This window comes from Priestia abyssalis, from assembly GCF_002019595.1.
Classification (GTDB): Bacteria; Bacillota; Bacilli; order Bacillales; family Bacillaceae_H; genus Bacillus_BA; species Bacillus_BA abyssalis.
Map to the genome: position 1 here is coordinate 984,598 of NZ_KV917369.1, position 19,060 is coordinate 1,003,657.

Sequence of the window (19,060 nt, forward strand, 5' to 3'; positions counted from 1 at the left end):
GGAAAATAACATGTCTTGGAAAGTACAAGCGGAGAAGTGGCTTTCGTTTGAAGGCTTGGATTTAGAATTAAAAGAGTTATTATTAGCAGTAAAAGATAACGAAAAAGAGATGGAAGATCGTTTTTATCGCAACCTTGAATTTGGTACAGGCGGAATGCGCGGAGAAATCGGACCTGGTACGAACCGTATGAACCTCTATACCATCCGTAAAGCATCGGAAGGGCTAGCTCGTTATATTGCAGAACAAGGGGACGAAGCGAAAAACTGCGGTGTTGTTATTGCATACGATTCCCGTCATAAATCACCGGAGTTTGCCTTAGAAGTTGCGAGAACAGTAGGCCAGCATGGGATTAAAGCCTATGTATTTAATGAATTGCGTCCAACACCGGAGCTATCATTTGCTGTTCGCTATTTAAATGCATTTTCAGGTGTCGTCATTACGGCAAGCCATAATCCTCCTGAATATAACGGTTTTAAAGTATACGGGGAAGACGGGGGACAAATTCCGCCGGCTGCGGCGAATACGATTATTCAATATGTCGATGCAGTCGAGAATGAATTAACGGTTGCAGTGGCAGATGAGAAAGAGCTGCTTGCTAATGGCTTGCTTACATATATCGGTGAAGAAGTTGATGCGGCTTATGTTGAGCAATTAAAAACGATTCAAATCAATCGCGAAGTAGTGGAGAAGGTAGGAAAAGATTTAAAGATTGTGTTCACACCATTACACGGAACAGCCAATAAGCCGGTACGTGACGGATTAAAGGCGTTCGGTTTTGAAAACGTAACAGTTGTAAAAGAGCAAGAGCTTCCAGATCCGAACTTCTCAACGGTGAAGTCGCCAAATCCGGAAGAACATGCGGCATTTGAATTGGCAATTCAATACGGAAAAGAAATTGATGCAGACATCTTAATGGGAACTGACCCGGATGCGGACCGTTTAGGCGTTGCGGTCAAAGACGCTGACGGTGAATATATCGTATTAACAGGAAACCAAATGGGAGCATTAATGCTTCAGTACTTGTTCATGCAAAAGAAAGAGCAAGGCATTTTACCGGAGAACAGTATGGTCATCAAAACGATCGTCACGTCTGAAATCGGGCGTACGATTGCGGCAGCTTTTGGAGTGCCGACGCTGGATACGTTAACAGGATTTAAGTTCATCGGGGAAAAAATCGCTGAATTTGAACAAACGGGTGCACATACATTCCAATTCGGTTATGAAGAAAGCTATGGCTATTTAATCGGTGATTTCGTTCGTGATAAAGATGCGGTGCAGTCTGCGATTTTTGCAGCAGAAGTGGCGGCGTATTATAAGGCGCAAGGCAAATCACTATATGATGGACTACTTGAAATCTTTGAAACGTATGGCTTCTACAAAGAATCTTTACAATCGCTAACCTTAAAAGGGAAGGACGGTGCGGAGCAAATCGCCAACATTTTAGCGACATTCCGTGCAAACCCGTTAAAGGAAGTGGCAGGAGTTGAAGTCTTAATAATTGAAGACTATCAATCAAGTAAAAGCCTGAACGTGAAAACGGGTGAAGAAACAGAGATTCTTCTTCCTGCATCCAATGTGTTAAAATTCCATGTAGCAGATGGCTCTTGGTTCTGTCTGCGCCCATCCGGTACAGAACCGAAAGCGAAGTTCTACTTTGGGGTGAAAGGAACGTCGCTTGAACATAGTGAACAGTTGCTGGAGACATTAGAGACAGCTGTAATGAAATTGGTAAATGAGATGGTTGCGGTGAAAGCATAATCAAAATGGAATGGGTTAAATGGAAAGTATAGGAGATGAATCATGGATGCCAACAATATCCGAATAACACGCTTACAGGGAACAAGGTCGGAGTTAATCAAACAAGAGCGGCGCAAGAAGCGAATACGACTGCTGCTTGTTCTCGTATGGGTATTATTCTTAAGTGTGAATACATGGGTAGAAAATTTAGGAGCTTTACTAAGTTTGCATTCCATTCGTTTCACATGGGTTTCATCTCCAGACTTTTCGTCTTTTTTTCATTTTGCTGATTTAACGGAAATCCACAATTCTTGGTTTCTTATTAAGTTTGGGCATTTTATCGGTTTTGCGATTCTTAATTTATTGCTTTATTTCTGGCTAAAAAACCATAGGATGTCCATTGTGATTGCTGTTATGTATGCTATTTTCACAGAAGTGATACAGCTCTTTGTCGGAAGAGACGGACGTTTATATGATTTAATGATTGATTCTTTAGGCATTGCAACGGAGTATTATTTGTTGAAGAAGCTTAACATCTTGAAATGACGTGTTGCATGAATTTTATATTTATAAGGGGAATAGGGTAAGTCGTTTAACAGGGAGGAATAAAGGATGATTCTAGTCGTAGGCGGAGCCGGTTATATCGGCAGCCATTTAGTAAAAGAATTAGTCGAAACAAAAGAAGTGGTCGTATTGGATAATCTTTCAACAGGCCATCGCTGGGCAGTGGATGAGCGTGCGGTGTTCGTGGAAGGTGATTTAGGAAATGCGGCTGATTTGGAGAAAGTCTTTTCTGCTTATAACATTGAAGCGGTCATGCACTTTGCAGCAAATAGCTTAGTAGGTGAGTCAGTCGTTGATCCGCTCAAATATTATCAAAATAATGTTGCTGCTACTCTTACGTTATTGCAAATGATGATGAAGCATGATGTGAAAAAGTTCATTTTCTCATCAACTGCAGCCACTTACGGGATTCCAGATGTGGACTTAATTACTGAGGATACAGCAACAAATCCGATTAATCCATATGGACGCTCTAAGTTAATGATTGAGCATATTTTAGCAGATTTCTCGAAGGCATATGGCTTGAACTATGTTGTGCTGCGTTATTTCAATGCGGCAGGTGCCCATGTATCGGCAGAAATTGGAGAAAAGCATGATCCGGAGACACACTTGATTCCAATCATTTTGCAGCACTTATTAGGGGAAAGAGAACATATTGCGGTATTCGGGTCAGACTATGATACACCGGACGGAACTTGCATTCGTGACTACATACACGTAACAGATTTAGCGAAAGCTCACATTTTCGGAGTAGAAGCATTACTTGCTGGAACAAAAGAAACAGCGACTTATAACTTAGGGAATGGCCTGGGATATTCCGTTAAAGAAGTCATTGATACATGTGAAAAGGTGACAGGCAAAAAAGCGAATGTGGTGATGAGCGATCGTCGTGAGGGAGACCCTGCCCGACTCGTTGCTTCTTCTAGCAAAATCCATGAAGAATTGGGCTGGAAAGCCGAGTACTCGTTAGAAGAGATTATTTCTAGTGCGTGGAAGTGGCATCAGCAAAGTAAGTAATTTCATGAGATTCTTTTATGTTCAATTAAGAACGTTGGGAAGATTTGATACATGCATCTTTCTCGAAACAGTTTTAATATAGATAGAGAAGGAGAAAGATAATGCCGAAAAATAGACTATGGTTATTTGCCACTCTTTTATGGTTGATTGTTATCTTTTTGTTTACGCAGTTACCTTATTTTAACGGTGCACATACAGAAGCAGTCATCAATAAGACGGTGACCTCAGTAAATGAAACGGCACCAACAACGAAGGAAGCAGCTGGTTTTAGTATCAATTTCATCGTAAGGAAATCCGCTCATTTTACCGTGTTTGGCATTTTAGCTTTTTTCATATGGAACTGCGTGAAGAAGTACAGGTTCTCCTATATACTGGCATGGATATTAACCTTTATCTATGCGATGAGCGACGAATGGCATCAATCTTTTATTCCAGGAAGGGAAGCATCTTTTAGAGATGTACTCATTGATTCTTTTGGTGCGCTCATCGTTTTGTCGTTAGTCTTTATCATCAATAATCGTCGAAAAAGAAGTGTAAAGACGTACTGAATGAACTAGCGATATTCAGCATTTTGGTATATAAGAGTGTTTGTATATACCTTTTTATTAAAAACAACGGTTCACCCATTTCATTGGAAGGTGGGAGCCGTTGTTTTTCATTTATATGGTCTAGGTATATATAACTGATAGAGTAAGGGAGTTCTTTCTACCCTTGTATTTTGTAAGCGTTTACAATTATAATGAATGTACAAAGAAAAAGTATCATTAATCTACAACCTTAAGAAGGAGTGGATTACCGTGGAAGAACAAGGAAACTTCTTGATTGGTTTAATGTGGGGAACGTCTTTGAGTATTCCATTGTGGATAGCATTCTTTGGTTGGGTCAGATTAATAAGCAGGCTGTTTTTGTGATTATTCTTTTGCTATCAAAAGGCAACTGTGTAACCAATAGTAAATCACTGATTTTTTGATATGAATATGTGAAAATAGAACGATTGAAGTAGATACTTATTAAAAAACAGCGGCTTCTGTCCTTAAGTGGAGAGAAGCCGCTGTTTTTTTAATGATCCTCTTTCGGCAGCATCGCCGCACCGACAATGCCGGCTTTTGTCCCTAACAGAGCTGGTTCGATATGTACCGACTCCCGCAGCTGAGGGTATACATAGGATTTCACTTTCTCCCGCAATTCTGTCAGGAAGTGGTCCTGTGATTTCATGACCCCGCCGCCTAATACGATGATATCGGGATCAACGGTATGAATGACGTTGGCGATGCCGATCGCTAAATAGTTCATAAATTCTTCAACAAGAGCTTTAGCGGTTTCGTTTCCGTTGGCAGCGAGCTGAAACACTTCGCCTGCGTGGTCAGTTAAGTTTAACTTTTCTTTGCCTGCTTGCTGCAAGGCAGTCCCGCTTGCCAGAAGCTCCAGGCTTCCCTTATTCAAAACAGGATGGGCAGGACTTGCATCCGTAATGATCATATTCCCAATTTCACCGGCACATGAATGGGCACCTTTGATGACTTGCTTGTTGTAAACGAAGCCTCCGCCGACACCCGTACTGACGGTAATGTAAAAGACACTTTCATAGCCGGCGCCCGCTCCAAAGTGAGCTTCCGCCAACGCCGCAGCATTCGCATCATTGTCTACAACTACGGGAAGGTTTGTCCGGTTTTCGATGATGTCCTTTAAGGGAACATCATCCCAGCCGGGCAGATTTGGAGGACCTAAGATAATGCCTTTCTTCGCATTCAGCGGTCCAGGCGCTCCAATGCCAATGGCTTTTGCTTGAGGATATGATTGTAAATTTGTTGTCATGTCGATGATGCTGTCAATGATGGCTTCCGGTCCTTTTTCAACGTTTGTTAGTTGTTGGATTTCTTCTAAAATCGCTCCGTTTTCGATGATGGCTGCGACTCGTACGTTCGTCCCGCCAAGGTCGATGCCGATCCATATATTCTGTTCGTCCATGATTGCCCGCTCCTTTCGTTTAGTCTACTACTATTTTAATATGGCTTTTGTGCAGCTGTCACCGCTTGAATGGATGTAAATCTATTGATTTGTAAGGGAATTGAATATGGTTATGCTGCATGTTTATTGTTTTTGTGCCTTGTAGCCTATAAAATGAATATATTGGTAAATTAAGATGTTTATCACTTGCTGGAATTACGGGTGGTACTATCTTATACATAAATATGGATTGAAACAAGCTGTGTTTCAAATGGCATCCTTCACTTCATAAGCTTATACGAATGAAGTGTTAAGTTGATACATATAAATCACGGTCGAACATTCAAGCTGCTTGCTATTTGAGATTATGAAGCAAAGGAAGTGTATCAAGTGTCCAATTGGCATGTATTACAAAGAGAAACGATTAAAGCTGACCGGTTTGAAGTAGTGGTAGAGAGAGTGCAGCTTCCAAACCAAAGTGAAGCTCCTTTTTCATATGTGAAGATGAAACATGGGGTATGCATTCTTCCAATTCTTGAACATAATCAAGTCATCTGCATCAAGCAATACAGACATATATTTCAAACATGGGAATATGAGCTTCCGGCTGGAGGGATTGAAGAGGGAGACCAACCAATCGACACTGCCAAGAAAGAGCTGCTGGAGGAGACGGGCTACAAAGCAGCACAGTGGGTGGACCTTGGTTACATTTATGCATCTGTCGGCTCAACAGATGAAGTGATTCATTTATTTGCAGCTAAAGATTTAACAAAGCATGAACAGCAGTTGGAAGAAAGCGAAGAGATTGAAATAGAAGTAGTAGATTTAGATGAATTAAAGAAATGGATTGCCGAAGGCGCATTTCGTCATTCAGCTGGAATTGCTGCTGTGGGGAGGTATGTGTTTAGGAGCGTTGATGATCAAGTACCTGAGGAATAGGAGTTTGTTTTTGCTGCTTAGCTTTTTTTGTGCCTGTCACCACCCAAAATTTTTCAAACGTATGTTTGTTTGTGAGACTTTGGCTATGGGGTCAGACCTCTGGTACGTGAGTTAAAAGAGATTAATCAAGCACTTGAAGGGTTAATAATTAAAGATAAGAACGAAAAGAAACAGATTAAGAAAAAGCATATAGCAGATATAAAAAATAACCGTAAAGAAAAGATACGGAAGGAAAAAGAAGTCAGTCAACAAAATGTTTGCCCTAAGTGCGGTGGTGAGTTGTCTATGAGGAAAGGGAAGTATGGCTCTTTTTATGGATGCAGCAATTTTCCAAAGTGCAGGTATACAAAGCAAGTTTTATAATGTATGCTGCTGTTAGGGACCAGTGGGGGCCAGTCCCCCGATCTGGTCCGCAGTTCCCCTTTTTAAGTGATCACGCTTAAATATAAATCTAGTGAATCTTCAATCTCGATGGCAACGAGGCGAATAAAATCGTCATAGTTTTTGGTTGTATGAGCTTTGTCCAGTGCTTCATAGTAAGCTAATCGATTTTTTATTTTTATGATGACAGGGGGATAACCCGATTTCATTAATTCTACATTCAGCAATAGGCGGGAGGTTCTTCCGTTTCCGTCGATAAACGGGTGAATACCAACAAAAATGTCGTGAAGCTTAGCCCCTCGTTCAATTGGATGGAGACTTTGTGCCTCTTCATTATACCAATTCATCATTTTTTCCATTTCTTCTTTTATCAGATAGTGGGGAGGTAGCGTATGTTGGGCACCGGCGATGAGTACTTGCTGGTCGCGATAAGTACCTGCATAGTCTTCATCAATTCCTTTTAATACAAGTCGATGGAGGTTTTTAATTTGCCATTCTGAAAACGCTTCGTTCTTCTGGACAATCTCTTCCACGTACAGGATGGCATCACGATGATTAATCACCTCTAAATGCTCCCTCATCGTCTTGCCTCCAACGGTAATTCCTTCTAGAACCACCTTCGTTTCATTCATGGTTAGTGTATTTCCTTCAATCGCGTTGGAATGATAGGTCCATTCTAGTAGCATTTTTTCTTTTAAACTTTTCAACGTGTACTTGGGCAGCGGTCTCATTGCATCTAACCGCTTTTTCTTCTCGTCAATGGATGCATACATTACCTATTCGCCACCTTTTGTTTATACAAGAGACAACCTCTATGGGTGTTCGCCTGGCCGCTGTTGTTTCACTGCCTTTGTTATTGGTTCTTCAAAGTGTCATCGCTTCCCAAATGCTTTCATCTGTGATGCCTTTTTCACATGATTGATCACGCTGTCACTAAGTTTTATGTTGTTATACCGTCATTTCCCAACTGGACATCTCGAGCCACTTCTCCTGTTCCTTATAATCCGGCATGATTTTCCCGACTAGACGCCAGAAGGATCGGTCGTGATTAAGATGGACCATATGGCACATTTCATGGACCACTACATAGTCAATCACTTTCTGTGGTGCCATGGCCAGCCTCCAGTTAAAGGTTAGCTGCAGCTTTGAATCACAAGTTCCCCATGTGGTTTTGCTGTCAGAAATAGTGATTGACCGCGGTTTGGTCTTAAAGTGAGTTTGGTAGGACGAGATACTTTTCTTCACTAAAGCTTTACATTGTTTATAATAAAATCGTTTTAATGCTTGCTTTATTTTCTCATCCTCAAGCTGCGTTACATATATATGTAACTGATCCGTTTCCAACACAACATGGTCCTGTGAAATACTTGAATCGTGATGAATCTGAATGGGATAGGATTTTCCTAAATATAAAAAGCTCTCACCATGGTCATAGACCTTCTCCTTCGGTCCATGCATTCGATCCTTCATTTCGTTCAATTTTTGCTGAATCAGCTCCCAATTTCCTTCTAATAATTGAATCACTTGTTCATTAGACGTTCCTTTAGGAGCTAGAACTTCGACATGTCCATAACCATCCACCTTAATGGCAAAGGAGGTTCGATTCTTGTATTGAATGTCGTATAGGATGGTTTCCCCTAAATAGCTATGTATCATGTTATCACCTTCATGTCTTATCCCCTGTATCTTACCGTTAATCCTCTTAGGAATTTCCTGGAAAAATTATCTCCGCACTCTTTATAATTCTTATGGCCTTCTTTTCTCAATAAAGCTCCCAGCTCGCCTTTTGACACGATAATCCCGCCATCTTCGAAGATATCCAGCATCTCCTCACTTGTTAATTGCAAGGCGATTTTTACTTTCTTTAACAATAGATTATTCATATTTGGGGATTTGTTACTGGACGGTTGTGGTGGATTTGCCTGTCCTGGTTTCGTTTCTTGTTTTCCTCGTTTATATGTAATGAAACCATTTAAGAAAGCATCCAGCATACTGTTCGTGCATTTCATGTTTTCTTCATCGTCAGCCAAATTTTCATCCTCGTCGTCATGGTCCTTTGTTTTGGTGAGGATCTTCAGCACTTCATCTTTGGTTACTTCTATCCCGCCAAGCTTGAAGATTTCAATCATCTCTGTATTTTTCAAATCCAGCGCGTATCTTAATCGAATCAAAATGTCGTTATTATCCATTTTATAGTCCTCCATTCATGGGTACGATGCAAAAAAAACTATCCATTTCTACAAACATATAATTTCTCACATTTATCAACCTTCGTCAACTTCTGATAAATTTATACATACATTCGGTGCCAGGCTGCCATTCAGCTAAAGTTTAAAGTGTAGAAGTGGATAGAACAAAGTATATGTATTGAAAAGGAAGAAGGAAGGCAGCTTGCTGTTCATCCGGCAAGCTGCTCTCCTTTTGTTTAGACCATCCATTTTGATGGCTGCTGTATGAGGTACGGTTAGTGATCCCCCAGCGTCTCAGCGACTCTTCTCAATTTCTTCTTCGCCGATCGGCCCCACCATTTGACGGCTTCCAGTTTGACTTGATGTTCGGCGGCAATGTCTTGGAGAGGGCGGTCATTGATGATGTGTTCGTGGATGTATGTTTTTTCGCCTTCTGTCAAGTCCCGGTAGTAAAGATAAAGCATTTCCTGCTCAAGCGGTACACGGCTCATGTCTGCTTCGATGGCGTCGAGGAATTCTTCGTTGAGTGCTTTGTTATGTTCTTCGTATTTGATTTGCTTTTTTAAGGCCATTAAAAGGTGGCCTTTCATCGTCATATAGGCATAAGCGGAGAAGGTTCCTTTACTTGGATCAAACTTTTCATACGCTTCCCATAGGGCGATGAAGCCAAGCTGGATATAGTCATCAAAGTCTTTGTAGATTCGCAGTCTTTTCAAGAGATGGTGGACCATGGGTGTGTATTGGACAAGTGCTTCTTCAAATGTAGCCGGTTTTGTGTCAAACATATTCGGTTCCTTTTGAAAAGCGCGCTTTTCTTGTATTCCGCGGTATCTTTACTGTACGGCACGGAAAGGACGGGGGCGAATGGGCTTAGAGGATGGGAGGAGAGCGGAGTTTTGTTTCCGAAGTTTGCTTGCCTGGGGACGGAGTTGGTTGGAGGAGGGAGGAATGACTTAGGAGTTCGAAGACTTATATTTCAAAAAAAATAAGTCTATCAAACTACTTTTCAAATATAAAAGTGACAAAAACACACATTTTTAACAATTATTAACAAAATATTTACGTTGTCTTTAAAAAACTTGTCGAATCGGAAGGTATAATAGGATTGTTATATTAGACAAATAAAATATAGGAAGGATGTTGAGTTAGCTATGATAGTAGATGAAACACGGGGAATTTGTTCAGACACCATGGCGGTTATGTATTACCCCGATACACAATATCAGACGTTAATACTTGAGGTAAATGGAGCATATTTAACGTCCACTTCTCCTGAAAAGTTAATTGATGAAGCTTGCTTGAAGCATGGGTCCAGTTATGAGGGAAGACGGCAGGCGGTCATTCATGTGCTTCAATATTGGAAAAGAACTCCGTTCCCGATTGCTCCTTTGCTTGGGATTTATGCTTTTCCAAGCGCGTCATCAAGGGACCGGGACTGTGTGTGGTTATTTCTGGAACATACTCTGCAATTTTCACCAGACCCCGCGAACCATCAGCATTCCATCGCCAGATTTCGTAACGGCAAAGAGCTGGGTGTCAAAGCAAGCGCTAGATTTTTAGACACTCAATATGCACGAACGTCGGCTTGTGCATCTAAGTTCGGCTATTTGGATCTTTCTCCGTTTAAACGATAAGGTGTTTTGGTTATACATAGGAGTGGAATTTCTTAGGTCACCACACGAAATTTGTCAAATGAAGAAGGAGAGTAGATAGTTTAAAAGCCATTTACTCTCCTTTTTCTGATGAAATAAACTTCCTGGATGTTTTGGTTTCTATTGTTGCACTTTTATGGGGAATTCTACACGGGATTTTGGTGCAAGACCCCCATTCACACAAGGGAAAAATAGGATTTTAGTTTAAAAGTGAGCCAAATGTATCGATAAATGGTTAGAGGAAATAAATAAAAGGTGTATTTCAAATACATAAATAAGCCAATTGGATTATATAATGAAAGTGTTTTAATGATTAAGGAAATTAAAACAGGGGGAATGGTATGAAAAGGCTTATTTCATGGTTAGTGATGATGGTGTTGCTATTTACGGCAGGAATTGCTTCAGCTCACGGTTTGCATGCAGGCCACACAGAAAAGAAGCTTTCAGTGCTTGTTAACGGTGTGGACATTCAATCAGACTTAAATCATATCCATCAATCTAAAGTGTATGTCGATATGGAAGAATTTGCGGATTTATTTGGCAAGACTTTTGAATTAAGCAAGAATAAGAAAGTAGTCACCTTTAATGGTAAAAAATTGAACGATATTAGATTCGTAAATGGTGAACCGACTGTATGGATTGATAAGCTTGGGACCGCAGTTGGGGCACAAAACATTAGCTGGGATGAAAAGAACGGCGAAGCTTACATGTTAGTACTGCCAGAAGGAACGATTCAATTAGACCCTCATGTCGTACCTGCTATGGGAGAACACTGGGCAAATCCTAAAGAAATGCCAAATGGCCCTATTTACGGGGTACATAATGGAACGCTTGTTTTTATCGAGTATATGATTGCCCAGGACGACTTTGTTAACGGTAAAAGCCACACGAACCTTGGAGGGATGAAGGGCTTGCCTTCTCCATCCGTTGTTCAAACGGATATTGAATTCCAGCCTCATGGTCATCTGGGATTTGACATCGCGCATTTTGATATCCATGCTTATTTTATTTCTGATGAGGAACAGCATAAGATTGGCACTACCTTTGTTGAATTGAAGAATGGCAAAGGAGAGAAAATCGGTTTCGCTGCATTTGGCCAAATGGGTGATCAAATCATGTTAAAGGTGAGCGCTTCTGGTCTTACTCCTGGTAAGCATGGGTTCCACATTCATCAAAATGCCATTACGAACAACGACTTCACAACAGCAGGCGGCCACTTTAATCCATCAGATAAGAAGCACGGTCATGATAACCCTGAGGGAGCCCATCTTGGTGATCTGCCTAACTTAACAGCAGACGAAAATGGGGAAATTGAACAAACGATCTTCCTTAGCGGTGTATCGCTTGAAAAAGGAAAGAGCAACAGTATATTAGGGAAATCACTCATCATTCATGCTGCGGAAGATGATGGGGAAACTGATCCTTCCGGCAATTCTGGAGACAGGGTTGCTGGTGGAAATATACCTGAATGAACGTGGTACCTGTCACCGCCCGCTAAGTAAGAAAATAGGGAGTCAGTCCTCGGTATGTTAACGAATTAAGGATGATGAAAAAAGCAGGAGAGTAGATTGCTGATGATCTACTCTTCTTCTTTGTCTTTAAAAGAACCTTATGTAGAAATTACCATAAATTACATTGACAGGAATGGTATGCTATTTTAAAATAGGTCTATATACTTATGACATTTTACTTATATACATAATTTTTAATGTAGTTGTTCTTCTTGTCATACATATGAAACGAAATAAGACTACGGCGTCAAATGAGAACAAAAACCTGCATAAACACAGATAAAGGAAACTTCCATCGGTGGTGGGGGTTTTACTGCCCGTTAATGCGGGATAAATGAGGGACGGGTGATACTCTATCAAACTTGGTTTTTAGTAGTTTGATTGGATCATTGAATATATTAAAAGGGGATAGAAGGATGAAAAAAACAGTAAAAACACTTATGGCATCGCTGGCGGCCAGCGCTGTAATCTTTACAGGAACAAATGCTGCATTTGCACACGAGGACTTTTCTCCTGTGTATGTGGAAGCACCGAAGGAAAGCAGCTATTCTAAAATTTTTAAGGCAATGAGTAAAGAAGACATGAGGGATTTGAATGCAGCCATTTCGGCAACAGCAAAATACAAGGATTTTAGCGTCGCTGTAGACGCCGGCTACAAATTTGACGGTCCTTTTGCTGCGATTCCAGTTGGAGGAATGGGTATCCATCGCACTAACTTTGATATTAGCAATGATGCGATACTTGATCCTAGACAGCCGGAAAACTTATTATACGAACCACAAAAAGACGGCAGAATGAAACTAGTTGGAATCGAGTACCATGTGAAGGCGGACCTTGTGGACGAAGCTCCAACCCTTTTTGGCCAAACCTTCGATGGTCCGATGCTAAACCATCATATTGATACAAGTAACATGACGGAAGAGCAAATTCACGAGCTCACCCATGATAGAAAAAACATGCACTATGATTTACACGTTTGGATATGGGAACATAATCCAAATGGGTTATTTACCATGTGGAATCCGAATATTTCAGATAAAAGCAATGGTACAGTATTACCGCAGTAATCCGATTTAAGGGATGGGTCCTCTATTAAACTGCACTTTAAAACAGTAAAGTGTGAAAGATGATAAGGAAAACATTTTTCGTTTGTAATGAAACGGGTATGTTAATGGAAAAGGAAGAAAGAGAGTAGATTGCTGATGATCTACTCTCTTTTGTCTTGTGCTCCAATACGGATAGCTTTTGCGGTAAACTTGTCGTCATGCTGTAATGATAAATGCCGGTCCTTAATGATATAATAATTGGAAAATCGCTAGAATGTAAGCGTTTTGAAAGAGGGGGTTCTTATGATGTATGATGAAAAAACGGAATTTTTCGACTTCGAAAAAATTGCCGATATTTTATATGACGGAATTTACATATCCGATAAACACGGAAAAACGTTATTTGTGAATAAAGCATATGAGAGAATTACAGGGTTAAAGAAAGAACAAGTTGTAGGCAAATATGTTCATGATTTAATAGCGAGCGGCTTGTTTAATTACGCGGTCACACCAGATGTCATCAAAGAAAAGAAACAAATAAATGCAACCGCTACCATCCATAACGGTGTGAAGGTGTTAATCACAGGAACACCTTTATTTAATGATAAAGGCGAGGTAGAAATTATCGTCGTGAACAACAGAGATTTGTCAGATCTTCTAAAAATTGAAAATGAATTAAAAAAGTCAAAAGAAAAAATGAAGATTGTCGAGGAAATTGAAGAGAAAAATGTTCAAGAAATTGAGCATTTACGAAAAAAAAATCTAGAGAAAAAAATAATCGGAGAAAGTGAGGAAATCAAACACATTATTCAAATGATTCACCAAGTAGCAAGATTGGACGTAAATGTTCTCATTACCGGCGAAACAGGCGTCGGCAAAGAAGTGGTTGCAAACGAAATCTATATGAATAGCAGCAGACATGATAAGCCATTTATTAAAGTAAACTGTGCAGCCATTCCATCCACCTTATTGGAAGCGGAGCTCTTCGGATATGAGAAAGGTGCGTTTACGGGTGCTTCCAACAAGGGAAAATTGGGATTATTTGAATTAGCCCATAAGGGAACGATTCTTTTAGATGAAATTGCCGATATGCCTATAGATTTACAAGTTAAATTATTAAGAGTAATCCAGCAAAAAGAAGTGACTAGAATCGGCGGAACGAAACCGGTCGAACTGGATGTGCGAATTATTGCCGCAACGAATGGAGATTTGAAAGACCTTGTTTCAAAAGGGCTATTTAGAGAAGATCTCTATTATCGTTTGCATGTTTTCCCTATTCATATCCCGCCGCTTCGATTAAGAACATCTGATATTCAAAAATTAACCGATTATTTTTTGACGAGTTATAACCATAAATACGGAAAAGACATTACATTCGAACAAGAAGCCCTTATTGTATGGAGCTGCTATTCATGGCCGGGGAATATTAGAGAGTTGCAGAATGTTTTGGAGCGGACCGTTATTATCTCTGCTCCTTCTGAGGTACTGACCAGTCATAAAGTAAGGAAATTATTGAATCTGGAAACAGACAGTGAAGATTCGGTAGATTCTGGGGAAAGTTACAAAAAAATGATGGAATCTTATGAAAGAAAAGTATTGCAGCATGCCATTGATCGATATGGCACGACTCGAAAAGTGGCTGAACATCTAAAAATCAATCAATCAACCGTCGTAAAAAAAGCGAAAAAACTGGGGATCAAATTAACAGCTGCTAAAAATCTATCCAATTGATGAAAAAAGGAATCATGTAGATGATTTTTTTCATCGGTTTTTAGGCAGGTTTTTCCACGGGATCGATAAAAATTGATGATTTATTTCATCAAGATGTTTTCCCTTATGCTCAAAACTCCCTATTTCATGCCGATTTGAAGTTGGTATGAAAATTGCAATATCTATTGATCGAAACGATTTTGACTGCAAAGGGAGAGAGAGGAATGGAAAAACTAATCATTACGGTTGCGACAACCGGGGCGCAAACAACGCGTGAACATACTCCGTATGTACCGCTGTCCCCAAAGGAAATCGCTGATTCTGTCATTGAATCATGGAAAGCCGGAGCTGCTATCGGACACATTCATGTGAGGGACCGAGATGGAAACAATACGCTTGATTTAGATGTGTATAAAGAAGTCATCGACCGTGTCAGAGATCAATGTGATATCATTCTGAATCTAACGACAGCCGGCGGAGTGAAGATGAGCGATGAAGACAGGCTTCGGGTATGTGAATTAAATCCGGAAATGGCCACCTTTGATGCCGGAACGATGAATTTTGGATCAGATGTCTTTCATAATACACCGCAATTTTTGGAGAACTTGGCTCTGGAAATGAAGGAACGTCACATCAAGCCTGAAATTGAAATTTTTGATGTCGGAATGATTCACAATGCCTTACGTATTGCCAAAAAAGGACTTTTGGAGGATCCCTTTCACTTTCAATTTGTATTAGGTGTGCAAGGCGGAATGCCGGCAACGACCAAAAATTTGATGTTCTTGGTAGATAGTATTCCGGAAGGATCCACCTGGTCAGCGATAGGGGCCAGTAAAGATCAGCTTATGATTAATACAATGAGCATTCTTTTAGGCGGGCATGTTCGAGTGGGGATGGAAGACAGTGTTTACTATCAAAAGGGAGAATTAGCTAAAACGAATGCTCAGTTTGTAGAGAGAATTGTTCATTTATCTCACATTTTAGGAAGAGAAATCGCGACTCCAGACGAAGCGAGAGATATTTTAAAGTTATCGAAGTCGAAAAAATTAATTAAGGGGTGACCATAGATGAAAATAGGTGTAATAGGGGCAGGTTCGCTTGGAACCATTATCGGTGCGTTCATCACAAAAGGCGGCTGCGATGTTGATTTAATTGATATTAATCAGGAGAACGTCGATGCATTGAATCAAAAAGGAGCGAAATTAACAGGTTTCCTGGATGAAACGATTCCGGTGACGGCCAAACATCCAAAACAGTTAAGCGGGAACTATGATGTCATCATTCTGCTTACGAAACAAGTATTTACAAAAGAATCGTTGGAGTCCGTCCTTCCTTTCCTTCATAAGGAAAGCGTTGTGTGTACGCTGCAAAACGGCATACCAGAAGAAAGGGTAGCTTCTATTGTTGGGGCTGAGAGAACCGTTGGGGGAGTCGTTGGTTTTGGAGCCATTTGGAGTGGTCCCGGCGTATCGGAGCTGGCAACAGAGGTCGATGTTATGAAGAAGTATGCGTTTGATATCGGCGAGTTAAATGGAGAAATAACCGATCGAATCAAAACCATAAAAGACATGTTGGATACCGTCGGTTATTGCGAAATTTCGACCAATATTATCGGGATGAAATGGTCCAAACTTTTAATGAATGCGACATTCAGCGGTATGTCTGCATCACTTGGATGCACATTCGGAGAGGTGTTGTCCAATCCAGACGCAATGAAAAGTTTAGCCAACATCGCGGATGAAACGATTAAGGTTGCGAGGGCACATCATATTCGATTGGAAAAAATGCAAGGAAAAGACATGGAGTTTTTGGAATTGGAAAGTCAGGAGGATATCCCTAAAAAGATGGCATTTTACCATGAAGTCTGGGGACCGCATGCCAATACAAAAGCGAGTATGCTGCAAGATTTAGAGAAAGGCAGAAAATCAGAAATCGATTTTATCAATGGACATGTTTCAAAAAAAGGAAGAGAGAAAAATATTGCGACTCCTTTTAATGATTTAGTTTGTAAGCTTGTACAAGAATCCGAAGAAACTCAATTACTCCCTATCCTGGATCGGAATATTCATGAATTTAAGTCACTGTGCAGTCAGAATAATGTAAGCGTAATCAAATAGAGAGGAGTGAAAACATGATTGTTGCATTATTAATCTGGCTATTCGTCATTATTTTCGGCTTGGCGCTAGGTACATATCTTTGCATGAAGATTGAAAAATCAAAAGTAAAACGCTGGGGGGCAAGCGGAAAGCTTTTTAGATAAATCGATTTAGAAAATTCGACATGACGAAAGAACGGCTATGCAAATTTTCGAAGCTCTTAAGAGTAAATTCAAGCTGTCTGAATGGCCGATTACGAATATCTCTTGCTGGGAGAAAGATGTGACGAGTTATTAAGTGGAATGTATATAGATAATACAAGGGGGGAACTTCAGTGATCTATTTAATCATTTTTGGCATATATGCCGTGTTTATTGTATGGTCTACCATGATCAGTTTGAAAAAAGTAGAATCGATGTCTGATTTCACGACAGGCGGGCATCGAATGGGGTTAGTCATAGGAATTGGAACGTCTGTGGCTACTTGGGTCAGTGTAGCTTCTGTCATGGGGGTTCCTGGTTATTTATATAGTTCCGGAGTGTCTGCGGTTATTGGATGGGTCGCAGGATGGTTTTTTGGAACGGCTCTCATCCCGATTGTCGCGTATAAGATTCGCAGACCTGCGACACCGGTTCGGACCTTTCCTGAATATATCCAGCAAAGGTTTGAGCCATTCAGCCAAAAAAGTCACTTACGTACGATTGTAGCGGTGTTGATGTTTGTAGGGTATTTTATCTTTACCCATCTTCAAGTGGTTGGTTTTGGGATTGTTTTTTCGACCATAACAGGCATGAAGTATGAAATTGCCATTTTTGCCTTTTTGCTATTTTTAATTTTTACTAGTATGGGAGGATTTTGGTCCGTTGCTGCAACCGATACGTTGAATTCTGCGCTTATTGTGATAGGGGTAGTGCTGGGAGCCATATCCATATTAGGGGCTGCCGGCGGTTTTGACCAGGTGTATGGAGCCTTAAAGACAACGACAGCTCCGACAAATATAGGCGGTCCGGCTTTAGAACAGGGTGTGTTGTTATCACCTGTAGGATCGTTTGGATTAAGTGCCCTTTTTGCCATTTTTATTTCGAATTCTTTAGGAGCCGCCGTTTCCCCGCATTGGGTCACGAGAATGCTGGCACCTAAATCTGTTAAGGTGGCCATTATGCAGATGATGGGTTCATCGATCATTTTGATTGCCATCTTTATACCGCTCATTACGATCGGATTAGCTTCCAAAACATTAATACCAAGTTTACCGGAAGGCCGAACAGCAGATTATATTATGCCCCTTGTGATTATGGAATATGCGCCGCCTCTCATTGGAGCGATGACACTGGTTGCGCTATGTGCTGCTGCTGTATCGACGGCCAATTCGATGCTGTTACACTGCGGCACGTCCATCTATTATGATATTTATCAGAACCTCTTCCCTCAGAAAAATCTATCGGAAGACAAGTCAAGAAAACAGCTGCGTGCAACCGTCTTTGTCATCGGGATTATAGCCGTAGTGAGTGCATTAAAGCCGCCTTGGTTCCTGGCTATGGGATTCACATATGTGTATGGCGGGTTCGGCGCCACGTTCTTTTTTGTCGTGTTCCTAGGGTTATATTGGAAACGGATGAATCGCGCAGGTGCTTACGCAAGTATATTAATAGGTTCAATAAGTTATGTTATCGCTAAAGTACTTGGAGCGTCTAATCCTTTTTTAGTCGCCATAGCGTTATCTTTGATTGGGTTGCTTATTGCCGTATTTAGTACGAAGAAGCCTCCGCTTGAAGCTTATGAACCTTACTTCGAGCCGGAAGTATCAGAATCTACCCAATATACGCTCTCAAATATTACGGGTTCTTATAAAGAGGCAAAATAAGCAGATTATTGGGAGAAAGCCCCCGGGTGCGTGTCCAATCCATTAATGCATCGAGATGATGAAAAAGAAGGAGAGTAGATTGTTAGAATCCAATCCACTCTCCTTTTGGTGTGCCAGGCATGTTCATCAACTCGACGGTGAGAGTCCGTTATGGGCGTTGGGATATGCGAACCATTAGCCGAAGGCAAGGGTGTCCATGGTGACGTGGAATCTGAAGGAAGCCTTAGGCAAATCCTCGGTCTGAGGTACACGAATCACATTAGAGGTTCCCATTTCAGGATGAGTTTGCCAAACAAAACAAAGTCCAAAATATCCCCGGATGAAATGGGAATAAATGTGGCAGATAGATGAGGAGAAAGTGGATGAACTTACCCTGGGAGATCTCTTAGATACCTTCGTTGAAGAA

The 19,060-nt window shown here is 40.8% G+C and carries 19 protein-coding genes; 14 read left to right on the top strand and 5 right to left on the bottom strand.

Features of this window, described 5'->3' with window-relative positions; all coding sequences use genetic code 11:
• Positions 1-10 precede the first annotated feature (10 nt).
• From BK575_RS04585 to BK575_RS04600, 4 genes are all read left to right on the top strand, one after another.
• Positions 11-1,759, top strand: coding sequence for a phospho-sugar mutase (locus BK575_RS04585; RefSeq protein WP_078409109.1), 1,749 nt, complete (start codon positions 11-13; stop codon positions 1,757-1,759).
• 42 nt (positions 1,760-1,801) lie between these two features.
• Positions 1,802-2,284, top strand: a complete 483-nt coding sequence (locus BK575_RS04590) for a VanZ family protein (RefSeq protein WP_078409110.1) — start codon at positions 1,802-1,804, stop codon at positions 2,282-2,284.
• A 66-nt stretch (positions 2,285-2,350) separates the two neighbouring features.
• Positions 2,351-3,319 (top strand): UDP-glucose 4-epimerase GalE, encoded by a 969-nt coding sequence (galE, locus tag BK575_RS04595; protein WP_078409111.1) that lies wholly within the window; start codon positions 2,351-2,353, stop codon positions 3,317-3,319.
• A gap of 101 nt (positions 3,320-3,420) precedes the next feature.
• Positions 3,421-3,867, top strand: a complete 447-nt coding sequence (locus BK575_RS04600; RefSeq protein WP_078409112.1) for a VanZ family protein — start codon at positions 3,421-3,423, stop codon at positions 3,865-3,867.
• A 511-nt stretch (positions 3,868-4,378) separates the two neighbouring features.
• Here the strand turns inward: BK575_RS04600 and BK575_RS04605 are convergent.
• Positions 4,379-5,287, bottom strand: a complete 909-nt coding sequence (locus BK575_RS04605; RefSeq protein WP_078409113.1) for an ROK family protein — start codon at positions 5,285-5,287, stop codon at positions 4,379-4,381.
• A 369-nt stretch (positions 5,288-5,656) separates the two neighbouring features.
• Here BK575_RS04605 and BK575_RS04610 point away from each other — a divergent pair, with 369 nt between their 5' ends.
• Both BK575_RS04610 and BK575_RS29265 read left to right on the top strand, forming a co-directional pair.
• Positions 5,657-6,205: an NUDIX hydrolase gene (locus BK575_RS04610; protein WP_235867303.1), complete on the top strand. Its 549-nt coding sequence runs from the start codon at positions 5,657-5,659 to the stop codon at positions 6,203-6,205.
• A 222-nt stretch (positions 6,206-6,427) separates the two neighbouring features.
• Positions 6,428-6,568 carry a topoisomerase DNA-binding C4 zinc finger domain-containing protein gene (locus BK575_RS29265; protein WP_268877755.1) on the top strand — a complete coding sequence of 47 codons (141 nt, stop codon included), beginning with the start codon at positions 6,428-6,430 and terminating at the stop codon, positions 6,566-6,568.
• 62 nt (positions 6,569-6,630) lie between these two features.
• Here the strand turns inward: BK575_RS29265 and BK575_RS04620 are convergent, their stop codons facing one another.
• The 4 genes from BK575_RS04620 to BK575_RS04635 form a co-directional block, all read right to left on the bottom strand.
• Positions 6,631-7,359, bottom strand: coding sequence for a Fic family protein (locus BK575_RS04620; protein ID WP_078409115.1), 729 nt, complete (start codon positions 7,357-7,359; stop codon positions 6,631-6,633).
• A 175-nt stretch (positions 7,360-7,534) separates the two neighbouring features.
• Positions 7,535-8,242 (bottom strand): M48 family metallopeptidase, encoded by a 708-nt coding sequence (locus BK575_RS04625; RefSeq protein ID WP_078409116.1) that lies wholly within the window; start codon positions 8,240-8,242, stop codon positions 7,535-7,537.
• 17 nt (positions 8,243-8,259) lie between these two features.
• Positions 8,260-8,775 (bottom strand): YehS family protein, encoded by a 516-nt coding sequence (locus tag BK575_RS04630; RefSeq protein WP_078409117.1) that lies wholly within the window; start codon positions 8,773-8,775, stop codon positions 8,260-8,262.
• Positions 8,776-9,050: 275 nt separating this feature from the next.
• Positions 9,051-9,560, bottom strand: a complete 510-nt coding sequence (locus BK575_RS04635) for a sigma-70 family RNA polymerase sigma factor (RefSeq protein ID WP_078409118.1) — start codon at positions 9,558-9,560, stop codon at positions 9,051-9,053.
• A gap of 366 nt (positions 9,561-9,926) precedes the next feature.
• Between BK575_RS04635 and BK575_RS04640 the strand changes: the two genes are divergently transcribed.
• The 8 genes from BK575_RS04640 to BK575_RS04670 all read left to right on the top strand — a co-directional run bounded on the left by BK575_RS04640 (position 9,927) and on the right by BK575_RS04670 (position 18,654).
• Entirely contained in the window at positions 9,927-10,409 is a 483-nt protein-coding gene (locus tag BK575_RS04640) for a competence protein ComK (RefSeq protein WP_078409119.1), read from the top strand.
• Positions 10,410-10,768: 359 nt separating this feature from the next.
• Positions 10,769-11,899, top strand: coding sequence for a superoxide dismutase family protein (locus BK575_RS28925; RefSeq protein WP_078409120.1), 1,131 nt, complete (start codon positions 10,769-10,771; stop codon positions 11,897-11,899).
• Positions 11,900-12,354: 455 nt separating this feature from the next.
• Positions 12,355-13,005 carry a hypothetical protein gene (locus BK575_RS04650; RefSeq protein ID WP_078409121.1) on the top strand — a complete coding sequence of 217 codons (651 nt, stop codon included), beginning with the start codon at positions 12,355-12,357 and terminating at the stop codon, positions 13,003-13,005.
• 282 nt (positions 13,006-13,287) lie between these two features.
• The gene (locus BK575_RS04655; protein ID WP_235867304.1) at positions 13,288-14,715 is read left to right on the top strand and encodes a sigma-54 interaction domain-containing protein; all 1,428 of its coding nucleotides are present in this window, start codon (positions 13,288-13,290) and stop codon (positions 14,713-14,715) included.
• A 203-nt stretch (positions 14,716-14,918) separates the two neighbouring features.
• Positions 14,919-15,755: a beta-keto acid cleavage family enzyme gene (locus BK575_RS04660; RefSeq protein ID WP_078409123.1), complete on the top strand. Its 837-nt coding sequence runs from the start codon at positions 14,919-14,921 to the stop codon at positions 15,753-15,755.
• Positions 15,756-15,761: 6 nt separating this feature from the next.
• Positions 15,762-16,811: a ketopantoate reductase family protein gene (locus tag BK575_RS04665; RefSeq protein WP_078409124.1), complete on the top strand. Its 1,050-nt coding sequence runs from the start codon at positions 15,762-15,764 to the stop codon at positions 16,809-16,811.
• Between the two features lie 14 nt (positions 16,812-16,825).
• Positions 16,826-16,954: a hypothetical protein gene (locus BK575_RS29270; RefSeq protein ID WP_268877700.1), complete on the top strand. Its 129-nt coding sequence runs from the start codon at positions 16,826-16,828 to the stop codon at positions 16,952-16,954.
• A gap of 170 nt (positions 16,955-17,124) precedes the next feature.
• A complete protein-coding gene (locus tag BK575_RS04670; protein ID WP_235867305.1) occupies positions 17,125-18,654 on the top strand; it encodes a sodium:solute symporter family protein in 1,530 nt (509 codons plus the stop codon).
• Positions 18,655-19,060 lie beyond the last annotated feature (406 nt).

What these genes read in the sequence shown, in the direction of transcription:
- BK575_RS04655 (WP_235867304.1), top strand. Translation starts at nt 13,288, where the DNA reads ATGATGTATGATGAAAAAACGGAATTTTTCGACTTCGAAAAAATTGCC.
- BK575_RS04650 (WP_078409121.1), top strand. Translation starts at nt 12,355, where the DNA reads ATGAAAAAAACAGTAAAAACACTTATGGCATCGCTGGCGGCCAGCGCT.
- BK575_RS04660 (WP_078409123.1), top strand. Translation starts at nt 14,919, where the DNA reads ATGGAAAAACTAATCATTACGGTTGCGACAACCGGGGCGCAAACAACG.
- BK575_RS04590 (WP_078409110.1), top strand. Translation starts at nt 1,802, where the DNA reads ATGGATGCCAACAATATCCGAATAACACGCTTACAGGGAACAAGGTCG.
- BK575_RS04635 (WP_078409118.1), bottom strand. Translation starts at nt 9,560, where the DNA reads ATGTTTGACACAAAACCGGCTACATTTGAAGAAGCACTTGTCCAATAC.
- BK575_RS28925 (WP_078409120.1), top strand. Translation starts at nt 10,769, where the DNA reads ATGAAAAGGCTTATTTCATGGTTAGTGATGATGGTGTTGCTATTTACG.
- galE (WP_078409111.1), top strand. Translation starts at nt 2,351, where the DNA reads ATGATTCTAGTCGTAGGCGGAGCCGGTTATATCGGCAGCCATTTAGTA.
- BK575_RS04600 (WP_078409112.1), top strand. Translation starts at nt 3,421, where the DNA reads ATGCCGAAAAATAGACTATGGTTATTTGCCACTCTTTTATGGTTGATT.
- BK575_RS04585 (WP_078409109.1), top strand. Translation starts at nt 11, where the DNA reads ATGTCTTGGAAAGTACAAGCGGAGAAGTGGCTTTCGTTTGAAGGCTTG.
- BK575_RS04620 (WP_078409115.1), bottom strand. Translation starts at nt 7,359, where the DNA reads ATGTATGCATCCATTGACGAGAAGAAAAAGCGGTTAGATGCAATGAGA.
- BK575_RS04665 (WP_078409124.1), top strand. Translation starts at nt 15,762, where the DNA reads ATGAAAATAGGTGTAATAGGGGCAGGTTCGCTTGGAACCATTATCGGT.
- BK575_RS29270 (WP_268877700.1), top strand. Translation starts at nt 16,826, where the DNA reads ATGATTGTTGCATTATTAATCTGGCTATTCGTCATTATTTTCGGCTTG.
- BK575_RS04630 (WP_078409117.1), bottom strand. Translation starts at nt 8,775, where the DNA reads ATGGATAATAACGACATTTTGATTCGATTAAGATACGCGCTGGATTTG.
- BK575_RS04605 (WP_078409113.1), bottom strand. Translation starts at nt 5,287, where the DNA reads ATGGACGAACAGAATATATGGATCGGCATCGACCTTGGCGGGACGAAC.
- BK575_RS04625 (WP_078409116.1), bottom strand. Translation starts at nt 8,242, where the DNA reads ATGATACATAGCTATTTAGGGGAAACCATCCTATACGACATTCAATAC.
- BK575_RS04640 (WP_078409119.1), top strand. Translation starts at nt 9,927, where the DNA reads ATGATAGTAGATGAAACACGGGGAATTTGTTCAGACACCATGGCGGTT.